Source organism: Chamaesiphon sp. (genome assembly GCF_041738855.1).
Lineage (GTDB): Bacteria > Cyanobacteriota > Cyanobacteriia > Cyanobacteriales > Chamaesiphonaceae > Chamaesiphon.
In genome coordinates this window covers 1-18,960 of sequence record NZ_JBGSPA010000157.1, presented here as the reverse complement: position 1 = coordinate 18,960, position 18,960 = coordinate 1, and the positions used below count along the sequence as shown (strand labels likewise).

Genomic DNA, 18,960 nt, shown 5'->3' with positions numbered 1-18,960 from the left:
ATGGTTTAGAAATAAATCCAGAAGTACAGATGTTTATAATCTTAGTAATGCCTGAAACCTAGCTGGTGGGCAGTGCCTACCCTACAGCTACAGCTACAAACTGCCTACCCTACAGTTCACTAGTAACAATGCCTGAAACCTATCTGGTGGGAAGTGCCCACCCTACAATTTACTAAGTTTTTGTTGAGATCCCAGTCCGCGAAGGCGGACTTTGCATCACTAACAACGATTTCAATCGTTGTGTTACCAGCTCGACTCCACGCATAGATATTCTTGATTTCTATCTCTCCTTTGACCGATCGCAATATCTCTCCAAAGGCAGTATGCCGCAAGTCCTAATTATGATAGGGTTGGGGTGATAAATCAGAATATTATTGTGATGACTAGTCTTTCAACTATAAATCCCAATCTGCACTCAGATTCTACAGCTTTATCACCTACGCTTACGCCTTCCGAATTACATCAGCTTCACGGTTTTTGGCGTGCTTGTAACTACCTCGCGGTGGGGATGATCTATCTCCGAGACAATCCACTCTTGCGCGAACCTCTACAAGTCGAGCATATCAAAAATCGCCTGTTGGGACATTGGGGCACTAGCCCTGGATTGAGCTTCATCTATACCCACGTCAACCGCATCATCAACAAATATGACCTCAACGCGATCTACCTCGCTGGTCCCGGACATGGTGCGCCTGGAGTCCTGGCTCCTGTGTATTTGGAAGGCAGTTATACAGACATATATACCGATAAAACTCAAGACACGGCGGGAATGCTGGCTTTTTTCCGGCAGTTTTCGTTTCCTGGTGGGATTGGCAGCCACTGTACCCCTGAAACCCCTGGTTCGATCAATGAGGGAGGAGAACTCGGTTATTGTATTTCCCACGCTTACGGTTCGGTATTTGACAATCCCGACTTGATTAGCGTCGTCGTCATCGGCGATGGTGAAGCCGAGACTGGGCCGCTGGCTACAGCTTGGCACTCAAACAAGTTCCTCGATCCGCGTCGAGACGGGGCGGTATTGCCGATCCTGCATCTTAATGGTTACAAAATCAACAATCCAACTGTTTTAGCCCGCATCAGCCACGAGGAATTAGACAGCCTCTTGCGCGGTTATGGTTATACTCCTTACTTTGTCGAAGGGGAAGATCCCGAACTGATGCACCAGGCGATGGCGGCGACACTCGATCGCTGTATCGAGCAGATTAAGACGATCCAATCTCGCGCCCGTGATGATGGCGATACCACTCGCCCCCTGTATCCGGCGATCGTCCTCCGCTCTCCCAAAGGCTGGACATGTCCCCAGGAGCTAGATGGGCACAAATTAGAGGGTTCCTGGCGATCGCATCAAGTCCCGCTCAAGGAAGTCAAACAGCGTCCCGAACAACTGCAAATGCTGTCTGAGTGGCTCCATAGCTATCATCCAGAGGAGTTATTCGATGACAATGGTACCTTGCGATCGGAATTTCGGATGCTGGCACCTCAAGGCAAGCAGCGGATGGGTAGCAATCCTCACGCCAATGGCGGGTTAATTCGGCAGGTGTTGCGGCTCCCAGATTTCCGTCACTACGGTGTAGATGTATCTGTACCTGGACAGCTCGAAGTCTCCAATACCTATCCTTTAGGTGTATTTATGCGGGATATCATCACCGCCAATCCTCACAATTTCCGGTTATTTGGACCGGATGAGACGGCTTCCAATCAGCTCCAAATGGTCTATGAAGCGACCAAAAAGGTCTGGTGGGGTGAGTACCTCCCAGAAGACGCTGACGGGGCGGAGCTGGCTCCAGATGGTCGGGTGATGGAAATGTTGAGCGAACACACTTTAGAGGGCTGGCTAGAGGGCTATTTGTTGACGGGCAGACATGGTTTGTTCTCGACTTATGAGGCATTTGTCCACATCATTGATTCGATGTTCAACCAACATGCCAAATGGTTGGAAATTTCGCGTAAATTGTCATGGCGGGCGGATGTTTCTTCGCTCAATTTATTGATCACTTCAACGGTGTGGCGGCAGGATCACAATGGTTTTAGCCATCAAGATCCAGGCTTTCTCGATGTGGTTGCTAATAAGAGCGCGGAGGTGGTGCGGATTTTCTTACCACCTGATGTCAATTGTTTACTGGCGATCGCCAATACTTGTTTTAAGAGTACCAATCAGATTAATACGATCGTTTCGGATAAGCAAGCCCATCTCCAATACCTGACGATGGATGCCGCGATCGCGCATTGTCAAAAAGGGATCGGGATCTGGGAATGGGCGAGTACAGATCGCGGTGTCGAGCCAGATCTAATCATCGCGTGTGCGGGAGATATTCCAACTCAGGAAGCTCTGGCGGCTACGACCATTTTACATGCTGAGTTTCCCGATCTCAAGATGCGGTTTATCAATGTCGTCGATCTGCTGGCTCTGCAACAACCGAGCGAATATGTTGATGGTTTGAGCGATCGAGATTTTGATGGTTTATTTACCACTAACAAACCGATTATTTTCAATTTTCACGGTTATCCCTGGTTGATTCACCGCTTGACGTATCGGCGCAAAAATCATGATAATCTCCACGTTCGGGGATATAAAGAAAAGGGAAATATTAATACGCCGCTAGAATTGGCGATAAACAATCAAATCGATCGCTTTAGTATCGCCATCGATGCGATCGATCGCGTGGCTAAATTGCGCGTTGCGGGGGCGCATACCAAAGAGCAACTCAAGAACCGTCAAATCGAATGTCGTCAATACGCCTACACTAATGGTATCGATTTACCTGACGTCACCAATTGGCGATGGAAACCTCTAGATTAGCATCGGCGATCTCTGATTGAAGATCGCCTCAACCTTTGGTAGGGATGATTTCTTATTCCTACCAAAGAACAACTTGCTCACCATCAACCGAAAAATTCACGTCCAAGCAATAGCGATCGGTCTATACCGTAACAATCACTGCTACCCGATATTCGCTAGCTATTTCGATGGGAGTTGATACTTCGATCGCGACCACTCTTTGCGGTGGTTTGACTTCCATACTCCAAGCTAGTGAGCAAGTGATGGCGATCGCCAAAATAATTTTCTCAATCATACTCACACATCCTCCTTGCTCTAAATCTTGGTGCTTACTTGCTTGCACCCTACCCCCCAATTATGGCACGGAGATAAGAACAAACTGTAACCTATGTCACGAAACTATAGGTTGTCGATCGTTAAAATCTCACAACTTTATAAAAATTTTAGAAACTCAATCAAAATTTGAGCTGCTCTGCCCATTTTGGTAGTAAAAGTAACAATGCGATCGCATGCCAGTCCGCTATGACAACAGATATTGCCGAAGTTTTCGATATTGCAACTGAAGCGCATCTGCGGGAACATAAAGTTCTGTTTTTAGATCGTCAGGGATGAGCTGAGGACGTTGGGATTCGACAATCGGTTTGTCTTGCTCAAAGATCTTAATCGTGCGATTGTAAGCATCTTTATCTGCCCATTTGCCTGTAAAGAAGGTCCGAAAATTAATCCATTTACTTACAGTTGTATGCAGATCGATCGGTACGTGTGCCGTCCAAATTGTTAACTGTCCAAACGGTAGATAAACTTCTAAGAATGTGATGTTGGGTAAGCAAAAACCCGTGCGAGTTTTAATTGGGGCGCGTTCGCCTCTAACTAATAACTTCCATAAACCTTGAGGTGGTGTGGCTGCTAAATGGACTGTGGCACTGGCTCCTTCAGCAAAGTTTTCAATTTCCAAGTCGGCAATTTGGGGGAGATCGGGATTACCAAAAGCTCCCGCATGTACGAAGGGTGCATGAGCAAAATCTAGCCCATTTTCGAGTACCCGCTCGTAATTAGCATTCCAATCAAATTCGCCTTGAATCGATCGCAAGTTACTCGCTTCAACTTGGGGAAAGTTAGGTAGAGATGGTATTTCTCCAGGACTGCCATCGCCGAGAAATAACCAAATCCAGCCATATTTTTCCTGGACTGGATCGGTAGTCATGCGAGCAGATTTGGGGATATTACCTGTAGTTATTGACGGGATTTTGACACAGCTACCATCAGGTTGATAATGCCAGCCGTGATATGGACAGACGATACAGTCGCGATCGATCCAGCCATTGGCAAGTGCAGCTCCCCGATGCACACAAGCATTAGCCATCGCCTGAATATGTCCGTCGCTTGTGCGATATAGTACCAACTCGCGATCGAATATTTTTAGTAACGTAGGGTGGGTCGTAACTGCATCACTAAACTCGACGGCGTACCACAGATTTTTCAACATATAATTGGGTTTAATTCCGGCGATCGCTAAATAACTATGACAAATCAACCTAAAATTATTGTGCTAGATGACGATCCAACTGGTTCGCAGACAGTACATAGTTGCTTGCTACTGACTCAGTGGGATATCGAGACTTTGAAACTAGGGTTGACAGATGCCGTACCCATCTTCTTTATCTTAACCAACACTCGCGCCCTGACACCCGATCGCGCAGCAGCAGTAACGCGGGAAGTTTGTCGCAATTTGAAGACAGCCATCGCTCAAGTCGGTACTCAGGACTTCTTGGTAGTAAGTCGATCGGATTCTACCTTGCGCGGACATTACCCGATCGAGACTGATGTCATTGCCGCCGAGCTAGGTGGTTTTGATGCTCATTTTTTGATGCCAGCGTTCTTTGAAGGTGGTAGGATCACTCGCGATAGCATTCATTATCTGCTCGTCAATGGTGTCGAAACCCCAGTCCACAAAACAGAATTTGCCCGTGATTCGGTATTTGCCTACAGTCATAGTTATTTACCTGATTATGTCGCCGAAAAAACCCAAGGTCAAATCCCTGCCGATCGCGTGGTGCAATTTTTGCTAGCAGAAGTACGCAGTGGTAGTCTAGAACGACTGCTCCAGCTAGAGCGCAATCGCTGTTGTGTCGTCGATGGCGAACAGCAATCAGATTTTGATAAATTTGCGGCTGATATTTTGGTAGCAGTCAGTCAAGGCAAACGGTTCCTGTTCCGCAGTGGTGCCAGTATCCTGACTTCTCTCGCCAATCTCGGCACTCAACCCATCCCCGCGACAGAGATGTCCAAATACGTCCGCGATGGCAAACCAGGCGCAGTCATTATCGGCTCCCATGTCCAAAAAACCACCGAGCAATTAAACCAGTTACTCCAAGCTCCAGGCATTGTCGGCGTCGAGATCGATGTCTCGCAACTAGTCGATGACAATCCAGAGATGAGAGCGGCATTACTTGCCACCACGATCGATCGGATCGCGACGATCCACACCGCTGGCGATACCCCCGCCATCTATACCAGTCGCCAAGAACTCACCTTCAATAGTGTCCAAACTCGACTAAAATTTGGCGAAGCCGTCTCCGCCTTATTGATGGACATCGTTCGCGCTCTACCTGACGATATCGGCTTTTTGATAAGTAAAGGTGGAATTACCTCCAATGACACCCTCAGTAAGGGTCTAGCTCTATCTGTAGCCAGATCGATCGGTCAGATCCTCCCTGGTTGCTCGGCGATCGTCACCTCACCCACACATCCCCAATTTCCCAATCTCCCTGTCGTCTTATTTCCTGGTAATGTCGGGGATGCGGATGCACTAGCAACTGCTTATTTGCGATTAGAGGGCAATTAGGCTTTAGGCTTTAGGGGTAGAGAGTAGTAAAATTCTTAAAGATGGTTAAATTATTTACCACAATTTTCACGCAACGAAGTACATCTGAGGAGAGCAAAGAGGGGAGAAGGCGAACTTTGCTATTACATCGGCTCCCCTCTATCCCTAAAGCCCAAAGCCCAGAGCCTGATTACCCTCTACCCCTAAAGCCTAAAGCCTTCTTGGTGCGCTGTCTTGACCCAAACACATGCGGAGGGAACCTCCGCGTGATTTGGGTCGCTAAACCCTCGGGGAACCCGTAGACGAGCGAAGCGAGGCGTGTCGTTGGCGTAAGCCTGCCGTAGGCACAGACGGAGCGCGCATCCGCTAAAGCCTAAAGCCTGATTACCCTCTACCTCAACAAGGTATTATTAGTCATACTAGCTAAATCATAATTGTTATGACTGAAAGCGATCGCAAACCTGAATATAGAGCTGGATTAGAAGGAGTGCCTGCTGCCAAATCCAGCATCAGCTATGTAGGCATCCAAACAACGGATCTAGGCGATCGAGAAGGTGTTTTAGAATACCGCAGTATTCCGATCCAATTACTCGCCCAGCATAGTAACTTTCTCGAAACAGCATTCTTACTAATTTGGGGTAGATTACCCACACATACCGAACTGCAAGAGTTTTCGGCAGATATTTACTCTCATCGGCGGATCAAATATCGGATCAAAGACATGATGAAGTGTTTTCCCGAAACCGGACATCCGATGGATGCACTCCAAGCTTCTGCAGCTGCGTTGGGGCTATTTTACTCACGGCATACTCTGCCCACTCCCGACTATGTGCGTCAAGCCGTGATTAGGTTGCTTGCCAAAATTCCGACAATGGTCGCCGCATTTCAACTGATGCGAAAGGGTAATGATGCTGTTTTACCGCGCGACGATCTCGATTATGCTGCCAACTTCCTTTACATGTTGACCGAAAAAGAACCAGATCCGATCGTCGCAAAAGTCATGGATATCTGTCTGATCCTCCATGCCGAACATACGATGAATGCCTCTACCTTCTCAGCACGGGTGACCGCCTCGACGTTGGCAGATCCATATACAGTCATTGCTTCATCTGTCGGTACCCTGGCTGGCCCCCTCCACGGTGGTGCCAATGAAGAAGCGATCGCCATGTTTGAGAAGATTGGTAGTGTCGCCAATGTCCGTCCCTATGTCGAGCAGTGCCTCAAGTTAGATCCCAAGTACAAATTTATGGGGTTTGGACATCGTGTTTATAAGGGCGTCAAAGATCCGCGCGCGATTATTTTGCAAGATTTAGCCCAACAACTCTTTGACAAATTCGGCGACGATCCTTACTACGATATCGCGCTAGAGCTGGAGCGGGTGCTCGAAGAGTATTTGGGGCCGCGCGGCATCTATCCCAATGTCGATTACTATTCCGGTTTGGTCTATCGCAAAATGGGCATCCCCACTGATTTATTTACCCCAGTGTTTGCCATTGCGCGGGTAGCTGGCTGGTTGGCGCATTGGAATGAGCAACTCCAAGAAAATCGGATCTTCCGTCCTACTCAGATCTATACAGGCTTGCATCAACAGGATTACATTGCCATCGAGGATCGAGTCTAGGGGGTAGGTTTTAGGCTCAGTAAGTAGGCACACATTACCCATACTCAATCGCTGTCTGTCTTGTCGCGCTATACCTGGAGGGAACCTGGTTGGGTTGCCAACCCAACCAAGAGCGCGCGCCGCAACTGTCAACTGTCAACTGCTATTAGCCATGAACACAAACGTCCTCACATCCACATTTATCCTTACCATCCTGCTAGCCATCGGGTTATTTTTCTTTATTCGTGCTTCTACAAAACCGCGAATCGAGCAAATGGTACTAGAAACTAGCGAATCAGAAGTAGACTTATTACCGCGACTGCAAGCTTATTTTACAGAGCGTGCTTACAAGATTGCTGCGGTCGATCGCGATACCGATATTGTTACCTTTGAGGGTTTAGTGCGTCCGAGTGTATTCTTGGCTGTGCTGCTGACTGGTCTGGCGGCGATCGGTGCGATGTGTCTGGCGTTGGTGCTCAGGATGTTATTACCCGATCTCGGTGATTTATTTTGGTTACTCATATTGGTCGCCCCCTTGGCTGGCTGGTTTTATTGGGAAGGATCATCGCGAACCGAACAAGTGCGACTCAAAGTAGAAGTGCCAGATGACGCATCCGCCACCATCGTCAAGATTAGCGGACATCGGGATGAATTGGCAGTATTTCAGTCCGCGCTGCAATTAAGTGTCCGTGAAGATATAGAATAAAAAAAGCACTCAAATGTAATCGCATTTGGGTGCTTGCTATCAAAATAGAGATTTTGTACCAGAAAGTCAGCTTAACTAGTAAGTACTGCTGCCAACAGTAAGTAGTTGTTGACTTTCTGTTTCTGGCTCCAGCGATCGCAGACTGGGAAATAGAAAATGGTTTTCTTCGACATATTGTGCGCCGAATAGACCCTTCTCTGCCCAAAAATAGCGATCTGTTGTATGTTCGTTGCGTTTCACCAGCAATAAAGCTGGCGGGGAGATCCCTTCTGACAAGATGTATTTGCGCGCAGCAGTAACAGGTTTATCTTCGCCACTTTCAATGCTGAACTGTGGCACCTGCTCCAAAATTCTCCGCCCTTCTTGACGTCTCCGACTTTTCCGTTTGCGTCTTCTAGCCAACCGCCTTACCTCCTCTTTGGTGCAGACAGATGTAATGTCTGTTACAAAAGCCGTCGCTATTCTATCCGCTTCAGTCTAAAAACTCAAGCCCCATGTAAATCACCTCCTCATCCGCCCAAATCCACTAATATAAAGAAAAAACGAAGTTATCCTGGTGATTTAGCGATAATAAATTATAAGATTCGTAATAAATCTTAATAAGTAATCTAGGCGATCGGTCTGACAAATTTGGTGACGATGCCCATCTAGATCGAGCAGATCGCCATCTCCAGGCAGCAATCGTGCCAAAATAGGTGAATAGCGGCGACGCGCACATTCTCCCTTCCCACGCACTACTCTAGATGCCTCATTCGATCCAGGTAAGTCAGTAGCGGAGGTAACTTGACCATCAACCAAGAACAAATAACCAAGATCGTGTCTACTGCTACGAGTTCTGAATTCATGGCTTTGTGTCGCGCACAGTTACGACTGTTGGCGGATGGCTTAGGTGCGAATTTGAGTATTGTCTATCTGACTGAGGACATCGCCGGCGGCGGAGAGTCAAAATTATTGCCACTGATAGTCTATCCAGAAACAGGCATCGCTTGGTCAGAGGTGATGAACCAAAGTATCGATCGATCGTCGAGTTTAGCTGCCGAACGGTTTGCGAGACAACTAGCTGGCAACGACGAGCGTCAGGTGACAACCCTAGTACCAAAATCAGCAGATCGGGGTGCAGAGGAGTCCCAGTCCAAACGCAATCAGCTCCTGCTCCCGTTAGTATCAGACGGGACGATCTTGGGACTGCTGGTGACGACACGGGAGGCTCAGCCGTGGAATGCAACCGAACAGATGCAAATTCAACAAGTCGCCCAAACGATCGCGCTGGCGGGGATCGTCGATCGCCGCCACAATTGGCTAGCACGCGAATATCGACAGCAACAGCAATTGCAACTCCAGCAACGAGATCTATTGCACAATCTCTTGCACCAACTCCGCAATCCGTTGACAGCGATTCGGACATTTGGCAAATTATTGATCAAACGTCTGAATTTAGCAGATCCCAATCGCGGTTTTGCCAACAGTATCGTCCGCGAAAGCGACAGGTTGCAGGAGCTACTCACACACCTCGAAAGCGCGATCGATCTACCAGCCATGACTGAAGCTAAATCTGCACTGGCGAAATTCTTGCCAGCCAGTCAGGATGCGGCGCAGACTTATAGTGCTAACTTATTACTTCCCGATGCCACATTTCGGAGCGAGTCTTGTCAATTGACAGACGTACTCGATCCATTAATTATGTCGGCTGAAGCGATCGCTCAGGACCGAAATTTAAAGTTGCACACTCATATTCCCCGCGATTTACCATTAGTGCAAGCACATCCAGCCGCCTTGCGCGAAGTCCTGAGTAATCTGATCGACAATGCCTTGAAATATACACCCGCAGCAGGGGAAATAGATATCGATGTCGAACCGATCGATACTCCGATGCCGCCATCAGGCGAAAGGGGTGAGTTCCAGCTCCAGATCTGTATTCGGGATACCGGAATGGGAATACCTCCCCAAGATTTGGATCGCTTATTTACGCGTCATTATCGTGGCGTCCAAGCTCAAGGCAGCATTGCTGGTACTGGCTTGGGACTAGCGATCGCCAAAGAACTCGTCACGCACATGCACGGTAAAATATCAGTCACTAGCCCGCCCCCAGGTGCCGTTCGGGGGACGGAGTTTATGCTGTGGTTGCAGTTGGTGGATGGTGGATAGTGGATGGTGAAGGGAGGTTAATCGGATGCCTATGTCGATCGGTTGTGCGGTGTGGTCTTATCCAGGTTGGGTGGGCGAAATATATCCACCCAAAACACCATCACGGGAATTTTTGCGGATATATAGTAATTATTTTCCAGCAGTAGAGGGGAATACGACTTTTTATGCGATCCCCGATCGGGCGACAATCGATCGCTGGAGCGCTCAAACTCCAGCAGGATTTAAGTTTTGTCTCAAGTTTCCGCGCGCTATTACTCACAGCGGACTACTTGCGCCGCAGATTGTCCCCGCGCTGGCATTTATCACTCAGATGCAGGCATTGGGAGATCGGTTGGGCGTGATGTTTATCCAGTTACCGCCGCATTACGCGCCCGATGCTACCAGATTGGCGGATTTGACTGCATTTCTGACAGCACTAGCAGGTCAGGGTAGCTCATTGGCGGTAGAAGTTCGGCAGCTAGATTGGTTCAAATCTCCCCACCAAGAGCAGTTAACGGAGTTATTGACACATCTGGGTATCGGGCGGGTTATCCTTGATTCTCGCCCGATTTACGAGGCAGATCCCGAGCTAGGCGCGATCGTCGAGTGCAAAAAACCGCACGTACCGTTGGCAACTTCCCCCACTGGCAGCACCGAGCTGAGTCTGAGAGCACCTTTTAGTCTGATTCGATACGTGTCGCACCCCGTCCAGTCGGCAAATCAGGTGTGGTTGGAAGGCTGGACGAGCCAGATTCAGGCATGGCTGGCACAGGACGCTCATATTTACATGTTCGTCCATTGTCCGATCGAAGCGCGATCGCCCATCAATGCGCGGTATCTGCATCAGATTTTTACCAATGCAGGGATCGCGATCGATCCGTTACCACCACCCATCGCCGATTCAGCGGTGCAATTAGATTTATTCTAAAATACCCCGCCATGTTCGCTTACCGTAGGATGTGTTACCGCAGCGTAACGCACCAGTGAAGATTCTAAGGATAGAAACTCATTTGGGGGAGTCCGAGCGTTTCATCCCAACCCATCATCGCATTGAGACACTGGATCGCTTGTCCGGCTTGACCTTTGATCAGGTTGTCGATCGCTGAAATCACAATTACTCGCCCCGTGCGGACATCAACTTCCACCCCGATGTAGCAAAGGTTGGTACCTGCTGCCCATTTTGTTTGTGGGTACATTCCCCCCTCCAATACTTTGACAAAAGGTGAAGACCGATAAAAAGCCTTGTAAATCGTAATCAAGTCCTCAGTGACTAGACCTGGATCGCGAATATTGGCATAGACAGTCGCCAAAATCCCGCGTACCATCGGCATCAGATGGGGCGTAAATTGCACTTTGACCTCATGACTAGCAAGATCGCTGCATACTTGCTCGATCTCAGGTGTATGGCGGTGTCCGGCAACACTATAGGCGGAAATATTGTTGTCAGCCTCCGCAAGCAGGAGGTGAGTTTTGGCTTGCCTCCCGCCGCCAGAGGTGCCGGATTTGGCATCGACAATCGCGGTGTCGGCATCGATCAAACCTTGCTTGAGTAACGGCGAGAGCGCGAGGAGACTGGCGGTAGGATAGCAACCAGGACAGCCGACGAGCTTGGCAGTACGAAGTTTCGATCGATAGAGTTCGGGTAAGCCATAGACGGCTGTCGCGGCGGTATCGCGATCGACACGGGGAATCTTATACCATTGGGTATAGATATCGAGATCGGTAAACCGATAATCTGCTGATAAATCCAGCACACTACAACCTTTAGCCAATAATTGCGGTGCTAATTCGCAAGCCAAACCATTGGGGAGAGCGAGAAACACCGCCTGACAACGGGTAGCGATGATATCAACATCGATCGGTTCGATCGTCAACTGGACAGCATGAGCCAGATGGGGATAGAGATCGCCAAACTTTTTGCCCGCGCTACTATCGCCACCGAGATAGGCAATCTCGATCGCGGGGTGATCTTGCAATAAGCGCACCAACTGGACACCGCCATAACCCGACGCACCGACGATCCCAACTTGAAGACGGTTATTCTGCTCACCCATGAATGTTATGACCTATATAATGAGAAGTGATTACCATATTCATGGTGGGAAATACCAACTAGTTCCACTCCAAATTCACACCTAATTGTGAACTTGCAGATCTGACAATGTAGATTTTGCCCTGCATTGGCGATCGAGCTGGAGTCTTGACTTGCTTTGATGGACTATATAGTTTAGCAACATTTTACCGATCTGTGATAGCAACTTCTTCTACTGACCTGTCCAATTTTGAGTTTGACCCGATCTCTACCGCCCTATTTGACTTCGCAGCGGGCAAAATGGTCGTGGTGGTAGATGATGAAAATCGGGAAAATGAGGGCGATCTGATCTGCGCTGCCGAGTCAGTAACTGCCGCTAGTATCAACTTTATGGCTGTCCATGCCCGTGGCTTGATCTGCCTAGCGATGATGGGCGATCAGTTGGATCGGTTGGATCTACCCTTGATGGTGACCAATAATACCGATCCCAATCAAACAGCTTTCACTGTCAGTATCGATGCCAGTCAGAAGCTCGGTGTCACTACGGGGATCTCCGCAGACGATCGCACCCGCACGATTCATCGCGCGATCGATCCGCAGACTAGACCCGAAGATCTCCGCCGTCCGGGTCATATTTTTCCCCTCCGCGCTCAAGAGGGCGGTGTCCTCAAGCGCGCGGGACACACAGAAGCAGCAGTAGACTTGGCTCGGTTGGCAGGTTTGTATCCTGCTGGAGTCATCTGCGAGATCCAGAATCCCGATGGTTCGATGGCGAGACTGGCAGATCTGGTTGATTACGCGCGTACCCACGATCTCAAAATCATCAGCATTGCCGATCTGATCGCTTATCGACTCAAACACGACAGGTTCGTCCATCGTGAAGCTATTACCAAGCTGCCCAGCCAGTTTGGGCAGTTTCAGATCTATGGTTATCGCAATCTTTTGGATGCCACCGAGACTGTCGCCATTGTCAAGGGCGATCCGGCTGATTTTGTCGGCAAACCCGTGATGGTGCGAATGCACTCCGAATGCTTGACTGGCGATGCCCTCGGTTCGCTCCGCTGCGACTGCCGGATGCAGCTCCAAGCCGCGCTCAAGATGATCGAGAATGCTGGAGCTGGGGTCGTAGTCTACTTGCGTCAGGAAGGGCGGGGGATCGGCTTGATCAACAAGCTCAAAGCTTATTCGCTTCAAGATCTGGGACTAGATACCGTCGAAGCCAATAATCGGCTGGGATTTCCCGCCGATCTGCGAAATTACGGAGTCGGCGCACAGGTGTTAAACGATCTGGGGATTAGCAAAATTCGGCTGATCACCAACAACCCGCGTAAAATTGCTGGACTCAAAGGCTATGGTTTGGAAATGGTCGATCGCGTACCACTACTGATCGAAGCCAATGACTACAACAATGAATACTTAGTGACCAAAGCCGAAAAACTCGGGCACATGCTCCTCCAAACCTATCTAGTCACAGTCGGGATTACCTGGAACGAGGAGCCACTAGCAGTCACCGCCAGGTACGATCGCTTAGATAAGCTGCGTCACATCGCCCAGGGGCACAATGTCCTGCTCAAAGAAGAAGCTAGACCGCTGGGGACTGCCTTATTTGGCAATCCTTCATTAACTTTTCATCTGGGGTTCGATCAAGCCAACCTGGCAATCGAGGGCTGGTATCAGGAACGTAGTCATCCTTACGTCCAAGCGATCGTCAACATCTTGGACGAGATCGCCACTCTCCCCCAAGTCAATCGCCTCGAATTTCTAGTCGCCAATGGGCAAGATCCGCTGACGGGGCTGCAAATGCACCTGGATAGACAGACTTATTCCAAATCACACTTACCCTCGACACTAAGTGCCCAATTGGAACTTCAAGTGATTTATAGCTTCAGTTAGTAAATAATTGATTGTAGTTCTCTCGCGATCGCTAATATGAATCACCGCTTATATCCTTGCTGTGCTGCGATCCTAGTGGGGATCGCACCTGTAGCTGTGGCTTACAACCCAGCAGATCTCCAAATCCTCACTACCACCAATAAATGCGTCGGCTGCGATCTCAGTGGTGCCAATCTCAGCCGCAAACAGCTAGTCAATGCCGATCTCCAAGCCGCCAATCTCATTGGTGCAAACTTGAGTGGAGCCGATCTCACCAATGCCAAACTCGGCGGAGCTAATCTCACTGGAGCCAATCTCACCAGCACCAACTTTACTGGCGCGGTATTACAGGCAGCTAGTCTCGTCAATATCAATTTTACGAGTACCAATTTGACACGGACAGATCTATCTTATGCCAATCTTGTCAATACCAATTTTCGCAGTGCGATCCTTGCCAATACCGATCTAGCGGGTGCAAATCTGGCACTGGCAGATTTTACAGGTGCCAATCTCACGAGTGCTTCGCTTACCGATGCCAATCTCAGCGGGGTGAGAGGAGTTAACCCATCATCGCCAACCTCACCAAACCCCGCATCCGAAAATCAGCGCGATCCGAGCCGCCAGCAACCGAATCCACCCGCAGCTACTCCCAATGTCAACGATGAAAGTAGTCCCGTCTTCCGGCGTCCGCGCGTCTATCGCATTCCGTCCGGTTTGGGTAGTCCACAACGACTAGTTCCTGGCGGTACTCGCCAATCTGCACCGCCAAATGAGCATGGCTATTAGCTGATTAGAACCTATTTCTTATTAGCTTGGCGGACGATCGCATAACCAACGGAGAGCGAAAACACTGCCACTGCCAGGGCGATGAGATCGCTACTACTTTTCTTTTCCAAGTCCAGAATGATGATTTTTCGAGCAACCGCAGTTAGTGACGTAACCAGTACTAGCTCGATTTGGATCACATATTTTCGCAGGTAGGCAGTGATATTCTCAAGAATTTCCAGAGCAATTAAGACATTTAAAAATAACCCAAACAATTCAAATAAAATCGTGTTGAAACTATCATTGGTCGGTCGGTTGATAGTGAGCAGAAACTTGTCAATGATGGCGTAACTCAACTGAGCGATCGCAAAGAAGGTGACAAAAATCATCCCAATTGATAAGATTTTAGCAACGATATTTTCGATCGATCCGATCGCTTCTAAAAACTTTGTATCTTGTACAAATATCGCTTTCAATCTGCGGAGTATCCCTATCATCAAGCTTGCCTATCTAATTGATTCGCTATTACTGATTTTACAACAATAAATCCTCCTAATTCATTGATTAAGAGGATCTAATTAAGTACTAGCTTTTAAAAATCTAACTAGTAGCAGCTTGAAGTCTAGCTCTGGCACGCTTGAAAGCGCGATCGGCTTGGATTTGGTCTTGACGATTACCTGCTGGTGCTGTCGCCAATTTTTGTTCGGCTTCGGTAAACTCTTTTTGGGCTTGCTCGCGATCGATATTTTCACCTAATTCCGCACCATTTACCAGGACGGTAATTTCATTATTATCGACTTCTGCAAAGCCACCCATTAACGCAATTGGCGTCCACTTATCTTTACCTGCTTTGATCCGCATCACCGCAGTATCCAGAGCCGTCAACAGCGACGCGTGACCGCTCAAAATCCCCAATTGTCCGGTGATACTCGGCAAGATGACTTCATCTGCCGTACCGTCCCATACCGTCTTATCTGGGGCAATTACTCTTACAGTTAGTGTCATAGTTATTTTTATAGTGGATGGTGGATGGTGGATGGTGGATGGTGAATAGCTTTTTGGCTGGTATTACCAGCCATCTATTAGTTACATTGTTTGTTGGGCATCGCCCACCAGCTATGTTTCTATTCACTATCCACCATTCACTATTCACTAATCTTAGCCTTTGAGCAATTTCTCGCCCTTAGCTTTGGCTTCAGCGATATCACCTACGAGGTAAAAAGCTTGCTCTGGCAGATCGTCTAATTCGCCATTGAGGATCGCTTGGAAACCTTTGATGGTATCTTCGAGCTTGACGTATTTGCCAGGAGAACCAGTAAATACTTCGGCAACGAAGAAGGGTTGAGATAGGAAGCGTTCGACTTTACGGGCGCGGGAAACGATGAGGCGATCGTCTTCAGCCAGCTCGTCTAGACCGAGAATTGCAATGATATCTTGCAGCTCTTTATAGCGTTGGAGCGTGGATTGGACGGCACGAGCGGTATCATAATGCTCGGCACCGACGATCGATGGTTGCAACATCGTCGAGGTCGATGTCAGTGGATCTACTGCCGGATAAATCCCTTTGGACGCCAGACCCCGCGATAGGGAGGTAGTACCATCCAAGTGAGCGAAGGTAGTTGCTGGCGCAGGATCGGTGAAGTCATCCGCAGGTACGTATACCGCTTGGATGGAAGTGATCGAACCTTCCTTGGTTGAAGTAATCCGCTCTTGTAAGTCACCCATATCGGTACCCAAAGTAGGCTGATAACCCACCGCAGAAGGCATCCGACCGAGGAGTGCCGATACTTCGGAACCAGCTTGCACGAACCGGAAGATATTGTCGATAAATAGCAATACGTCTTGCTTGTTGACATCGCGGAAGTATTCCGCCATCGTCAATGCTACTAGCCCGACACGCATCCTTGCTCCGGGTGGCTCGTTCATTTGACCATAGACGAGGGCGATTTTGGAGTTATTGAGGTTATCTTTGTCGATTACTCCCGACTCCATCATTTCGTTGTAGAGATCGTTCCCTTCACGGGTACGTTCGCCCACACCACCGAAAACAGACACACCACCATGATTGGTTGCAATGTTGTTAATCAGTTCCATCATAATTACGGTTTTGCCGACACCAGCACCACCAAATAAACCGATTTTACCGCCCCGACGATAGGGAGTGAGGAGATCGATCACCTTGATTCCGGTTTCAAATACGGACGGCTTAGTTTCTAATTCAGTCAGCTTGGGTGCATCGCGGTGGATGGGCGATCGATCTTCCGTATCGACTGGACCACGGTTATCTACAGTTTCACCCAAGACATTAAAAATCCGACCGAGCGTCGCTGTCCCAACGGGTACGCTAATCGGTGCGCCCAAATCGATGACATCCATTCCCCGCACCAAACCATCGGTGCTACTCATGGCAACAGCCCGAACTTGATTGTCACCGAGTAGTTGTTGGACTTCACAAGTTACGGAGACATCTTGTCCGGCTTCGTTTTTGCCTTCAACTTTGAGGGCACTATAAATCTGGGGCATCTTGCCGCCAGTAAATTCTACGTCCACAACTGGACCAATAACTTGAGTGAGTTTCCCCACGTTTGTTTTTTCTGCGGTGGTAGCCATGTGCGCGTTACTTAATTATGGTGTGATTTTGTCTATAGCGTTGGTGTCGTGCCTACTATTTGAGCAGGAGCTACACCAACGACTGTGGCGAATCGAGACAACCAACCAGATCGGATCTCGGTTGTGAGTTTTCAGTTGGCAGCAATTGGCTTCATTGCTAGGTTGTGACCCTTGGCAATGACCACAATCTTCGATCGAGTAGATCGATTCCCCCAGAGGATCGCTGTTGGCTGTTTACTAGTTCGATTCAGTATTGTTAGCTACTTTTAATATTTTGCAATGCTGTTGCCTAGTTTATCATCGAACGCACCCGCTGCTGTCGATTTTTGTGAGGATTTAGTTGAGTTAGTCGGATGCAGCCACTCCTACATTTTGCGCTCGACACGATCGCCAGTTGCTGACTCTGATGCTCGATCGATCCCCAATGCCCACTCTACGACTGCTGGGTAATGGCTGCTGGGCTTGCCACTGCTGTCACTAGTGGCGATGGCGTGTTTGCGATCGAGATACGTACGTAATTTCGCGCGGATCGAACGATTTTCCAAGGCGGTTAGAACTGCTGCTGCTGAGTGATAGCGTTCGGATAGCGGGATTTGGATCGTTTTGGCGATGATGTCACTCAAGCCTGTACTTATTTCCACTGTATCTGCCCATAGCAATTCGCAAGTGCGATCGTCGGTGGGAAATTGACTTGGTTCTTTTCCTGTTAATAGGTAAATACAAGTCATCCCCAAAGCATAAATATCACTAGCATCGACGGTGCGATCGGCTAATTGCTCTGGTGGTGTAAATCCTGGCGTCCCGATCGCGATCGTTTCCATCCGCTGCGACGGTTGTGTCGTCGGAGCGATATCCTTCACACTTCCAAAATCCACTAATACAAAGCGGCGATCGGTACGACAGAGGATAATATTTTGAGGCTTGAGATCGCGGTGAATCAGGTGGTGACTGTGAATGTACTTTACTACCCGCAGCATCTGGGTCAAAAAGTTTTCGACTTCCAGTTCGGTAAATCTGCGCTGGTTGCTGACAATCTGCCGCAGATCGATGCCGGGGATGTATTCTTCGACCAGATATAGATCTGTGCCAATCTGCAAATAATCGAGGAGTGAGGGGATTTGAGCGTGACTACTCAAGCGACTCAAGCTTAGTGCTTCTAGCTCGAATTGGTGACGGGCGATCGCTACCAGTTGTGGATCGGTAGATGGCGGTGCTAGCTGTTTGATCACACACAGTGGCTGTCCTGGTAAAGCAATATTGCGTGCCAAAAAGACGATCCCAAAACCACCACGACCCAATACCGATCGGAGCAAATACCGATCGCCTAGAATTTTACCTGCGTGGGTGTGACCCTCGCGGTGTAAAGCGGCGATCGGGAGATCGCTCTTGGCTGGTATTGACGACTGACTGGCGGCAAGATCGGTCATAAAACATCAATGCTCTGACGTTGAGGCAATACTAACGGTGCAATCCTGAACTGACTAGACGATGATGGTGTATGGCAGTCGCCACATCGGTTAAGACACTCTAGATCTCAGTCCGCGTAGCGATGCGCGATACGTAGGCTTTGCCGAGGGTTTAGCGACCCAAATCACGCGGAGGTTCCCTCCGCATGTGTTTGGGTCAAGACAGCGCATCAGCGACCGAA

Annotated in this window: 17 protein-coding genes; 8 read left to right on the top strand and 9 right to left on the bottom strand. The window is 48.9% G+C overall.

The features are described from left to right. The first annotated feature begins 379 nt into the window (after positions 1 to 379). Positions 380 to 2,800: a phosphoketolase gene (locus ACEW9I_RS16340; RefSeq protein ID WP_373541393.1), complete on the top strand. Its 2,421-nt coding sequence runs from the start codon at positions 380 to 382 to the stop codon at positions 2,798 to 2,800. A 121-nt stretch (positions 2,801 to 2,921) separates the two neighbouring features. Here ACEW9I_RS16340 and ACEW9I_RS16335 read toward each other — a convergent pair whose 3' ends face one another. Both ACEW9I_RS16335 and ACEW9I_RS16330 read right to left on the bottom strand, forming a co-directional pair. Next, positions 2,922 to 3,074, bottom strand: a complete 153-nt coding sequence (locus tag ACEW9I_RS16335) for a hypothetical protein (protein WP_373541392.1) — start codon at positions 3,072 to 3,074, stop codon at positions 2,922 to 2,924. Between the two features lie 225 nt (positions 3,075 to 3,299). Further along, on the bottom strand, positions 3,300 to 4,313 hold the full coding sequence (locus ACEW9I_RS16330) for a Rieske 2Fe-2S domain-containing protein (RefSeq protein ID WP_373541391.1): 1,014 nt from the start codon (positions 4,311 to 4,313) through the stop codon (positions 3,300 to 3,302). Here ACEW9I_RS16330 and ACEW9I_RS16325 point away from each other — a divergent pair. The 3 genes from ACEW9I_RS16325 (at position 4,302) to ACEW9I_RS16315 (ending at position 7,909) form a co-directional block, all read left to right on the top strand. Beyond that, positions 4,302 to 5,624 carry a four-carbon acid sugar kinase family protein gene (locus ACEW9I_RS16325; RefSeq protein WP_373541390.1) on the top strand — a complete coding sequence of 441 codons (1,323 nt, stop codon included), beginning with the start codon at positions 4,302 to 4,304 and terminating at the stop codon, positions 5,622 to 5,624. The two genes, ACEW9I_RS16330 and ACEW9I_RS16325, sit on opposite strands and share 12 nt — an antisense overlap. Before the next feature lie 418 nt (positions 5,625 to 6,042). After that, on the top strand, positions 6,043 to 7,224 hold the full coding sequence (locus tag ACEW9I_RS16320) for a citrate synthase (protein ID WP_373541389.1): 1,182 nt from the start codon (positions 6,043 to 6,045) through the stop codon (positions 7,222 to 7,224). Positions 7,225 to 7,375: 151 nt separating this feature from the next. Next, positions 7,376 to 7,909, top strand: a complete 534-nt coding sequence (locus ACEW9I_RS16315; RefSeq protein WP_373541436.1) for a cofactor assembly of complex C subunit B — start codon at positions 7,376 to 7,378, stop codon at positions 7,907 to 7,909. Positions 7,910 to 7,984: 75 nt separating this feature from the next. Here the strand turns inward: ACEW9I_RS16315 and ACEW9I_RS16310 are convergent, their stop codons facing one another. Next, positions 7,985 to 8,311: a DUF3155 domain-containing protein gene (locus tag ACEW9I_RS16310; protein ID WP_373541388.1), complete on the bottom strand. Its 327-nt coding sequence runs from the start codon at positions 8,309 to 8,311 to the stop codon at positions 7,985 to 7,987. 159 nt (positions 8,312 to 8,470) lie between these two features. Beyond that, complete coding sequence (locus ACEW9I_RS16305; protein WP_373541387.1) at positions 8,471 to 8,713, bottom strand: hypothetical protein; 243 nt, start codon at positions 8,711 to 8,713, stop codon at positions 8,471 to 8,473. A gap of 12 nt (positions 8,714 to 8,725) precedes the next feature. Between ACEW9I_RS16305 and ACEW9I_RS16300 the strand changes: the two genes are divergently transcribed. Both ACEW9I_RS16300 and ACEW9I_RS16295 read left to right on the top strand, forming a co-directional pair. Next, positions 8,726 to 10,054 (top strand): ATP-binding protein, encoded by a 1,329-nt coding sequence (locus ACEW9I_RS16300; RefSeq protein ID WP_373541386.1) that lies wholly within the window; start codon positions 8,726 to 8,728, stop codon positions 10,052 to 10,054. 25 nt (positions 10,055 to 10,079) lie between these two features. Beyond that, positions 10,080 to 10,961, top strand: a complete 882-nt coding sequence (locus tag ACEW9I_RS16295; protein WP_373541385.1) for a DUF72 domain-containing protein — start codon at positions 10,080 to 10,082, stop codon at positions 10,959 to 10,961. Positions 10,962 to 11,025: 64 nt separating this feature from the next. Here ACEW9I_RS16295 and argC read toward each other — a convergent pair whose 3' ends face one another. Beyond that, entirely contained in the window at positions 11,026 to 12,087 is a 1,062-nt protein-coding gene (gene argC / locus ACEW9I_RS16290) for an N-acetyl-gamma-glutamyl-phosphate reductase (RefSeq protein ID WP_373541384.1), read from the bottom strand. Between the two features lie 194 nt (positions 12,088 to 12,281). On the opposite strand from argC, the gene ribBA reads away from it, so the two are divergent. Together ribBA and ACEW9I_RS16280 are read left to right on the top strand one after the other, a co-directional pair. Next, positions 12,282 to 13,958, top strand: a complete 1,677-nt coding sequence (gene ribBA / locus ACEW9I_RS16285; protein WP_373541383.1) for a bifunctional 3,4-dihydroxy-2-butanone-4-phosphate synthase/GTP cyclohydrolase II — start codon at positions 12,282 to 12,284, stop codon at positions 13,956 to 13,958. 36 nt (positions 13,959 to 13,994) lie between these two features. Then, a complete protein-coding gene (locus ACEW9I_RS16280; RefSeq protein WP_373541382.1) occupies positions 13,995 to 14,723 on the top strand; it encodes a pentapeptide repeat-containing protein in 729 nt (242 codons plus the stop codon). Positions 14,724 to 14,734: 11 nt separating this feature from the next. Here ACEW9I_RS16280 and ACEW9I_RS16275 read toward each other — a convergent pair whose 3' ends face one another. The 4 genes from ACEW9I_RS16275 to ACEW9I_RS16260 all read right to left on the bottom strand — a co-directional run bounded on the left by ACEW9I_RS16275 (position 14,735) and on the right by ACEW9I_RS16260 (position 18,739). After that, a complete protein-coding gene (locus ACEW9I_RS16275; RefSeq protein ID WP_373541381.1) occupies positions 14,735 to 15,199 on the bottom strand; it encodes a phosphate-starvation-inducible PsiE family protein in 465 nt (154 codons plus the stop codon). A 103-nt stretch (positions 15,200 to 15,302) separates the two neighbouring features. Further along, positions 15,303 to 15,707, bottom strand: a complete 405-nt coding sequence (gene atpC / locus ACEW9I_RS16270) for an ATP synthase F1 subunit epsilon (protein WP_373541380.1) — start codon at positions 15,705 to 15,707, stop codon at positions 15,303 to 15,305. 153 nt (positions 15,708 to 15,860) lie between these two features. Beyond that, a complete protein-coding gene (gene atpD / locus ACEW9I_RS16265; RefSeq protein WP_373541379.1) occupies positions 15,861 to 17,312 on the bottom strand; it encodes a F0F1 ATP synthase subunit beta in 1,452 nt (483 codons plus the stop codon). A 365-nt stretch (positions 17,313 to 17,677) separates the two neighbouring features. Next, positions 17,678 to 18,739 (bottom strand): protein kinase, encoded by a 1,062-nt coding sequence (locus ACEW9I_RS16260; RefSeq protein ID WP_373541378.1) that lies wholly within the window; start codon positions 18,737 to 18,739, stop codon positions 17,678 to 17,680. Between the last annotated feature and the right edge of the window lie 221 nt (positions 18,740 to 18,960).

Excerpts from the sequence above, each read along its gene's own strand:
- ACEW9I_RS16340 (WP_373541393.1), top strand. The coding sequence starts at position 380 with ATGACTAGTCTTTCAACTATAAATCCCAATCTGCACTCAGATTCTACA.
- ACEW9I_RS16335 (WP_373541392.1), bottom strand. The coding sequence starts at position 3,074 with ATGATTGAGAAAATTATTTTGGCGATCGCCATCACTTGCTCACTAGCT.
- ACEW9I_RS16325 (WP_373541390.1), top strand. The coding sequence starts at position 4,302 with ATGACAAATCAACCTAAAATTATTGTGCTAGATGACGATCCAACTGGT.
- ACEW9I_RS16320 (WP_373541389.1), top strand. The coding sequence starts at position 6,043 with ATGACTGAAAGCGATCGCAAACCTGAATATAGAGCTGGATTAGAAGGA.
- ACEW9I_RS16315 (WP_373541436.1), top strand. The coding sequence starts at position 7,376 with ATGAACACAAACGTCCTCACATCCACATTTATCCTTACCATCCTGCTA.
- ACEW9I_RS16295 (WP_373541385.1), top strand. The coding sequence starts at position 10,080 with ATGCCTATGTCGATCGGTTGTGCGGTGTGGTCTTATCCAGGTTGGGTG.
- argC (WP_373541384.1), bottom strand. The coding sequence starts at position 12,087 with ATGGGTGAGCAGAATAACCGTCTTCAAGTTGGGATCGTCGGTGCGTCG.
- ACEW9I_RS16280 (WP_373541382.1), top strand. The coding sequence starts at position 13,995 with ATGAATCACCGCTTATATCCTTGCTGTGCTGCGATCCTAGTGGGGATC.
- ACEW9I_RS16275 (WP_373541381.1), bottom strand. The coding sequence starts at position 15,199 with ATGATAGGGATACTCCGCAGATTGAAAGCGATATTTGTACAAGATACA.
- atpC (WP_373541380.1), bottom strand. The coding sequence starts at position 15,707 with ATGACACTAACTGTAAGAGTAATTGCCCCAGATAAGACGGTATGGGAC.
- atpD (WP_373541379.1), bottom strand. The coding sequence starts at position 17,312 with ATGGCTACCACCGCAGAAAAAACAAACGTGGGGAAACTCACTCAAGTT.
- ACEW9I_RS16260 (WP_373541378.1), bottom strand. The coding sequence starts at position 18,739 with ATGACCGATCTTGCCGCCAGTCAGTCGTCAATACCAGCCAAGAGCGAT.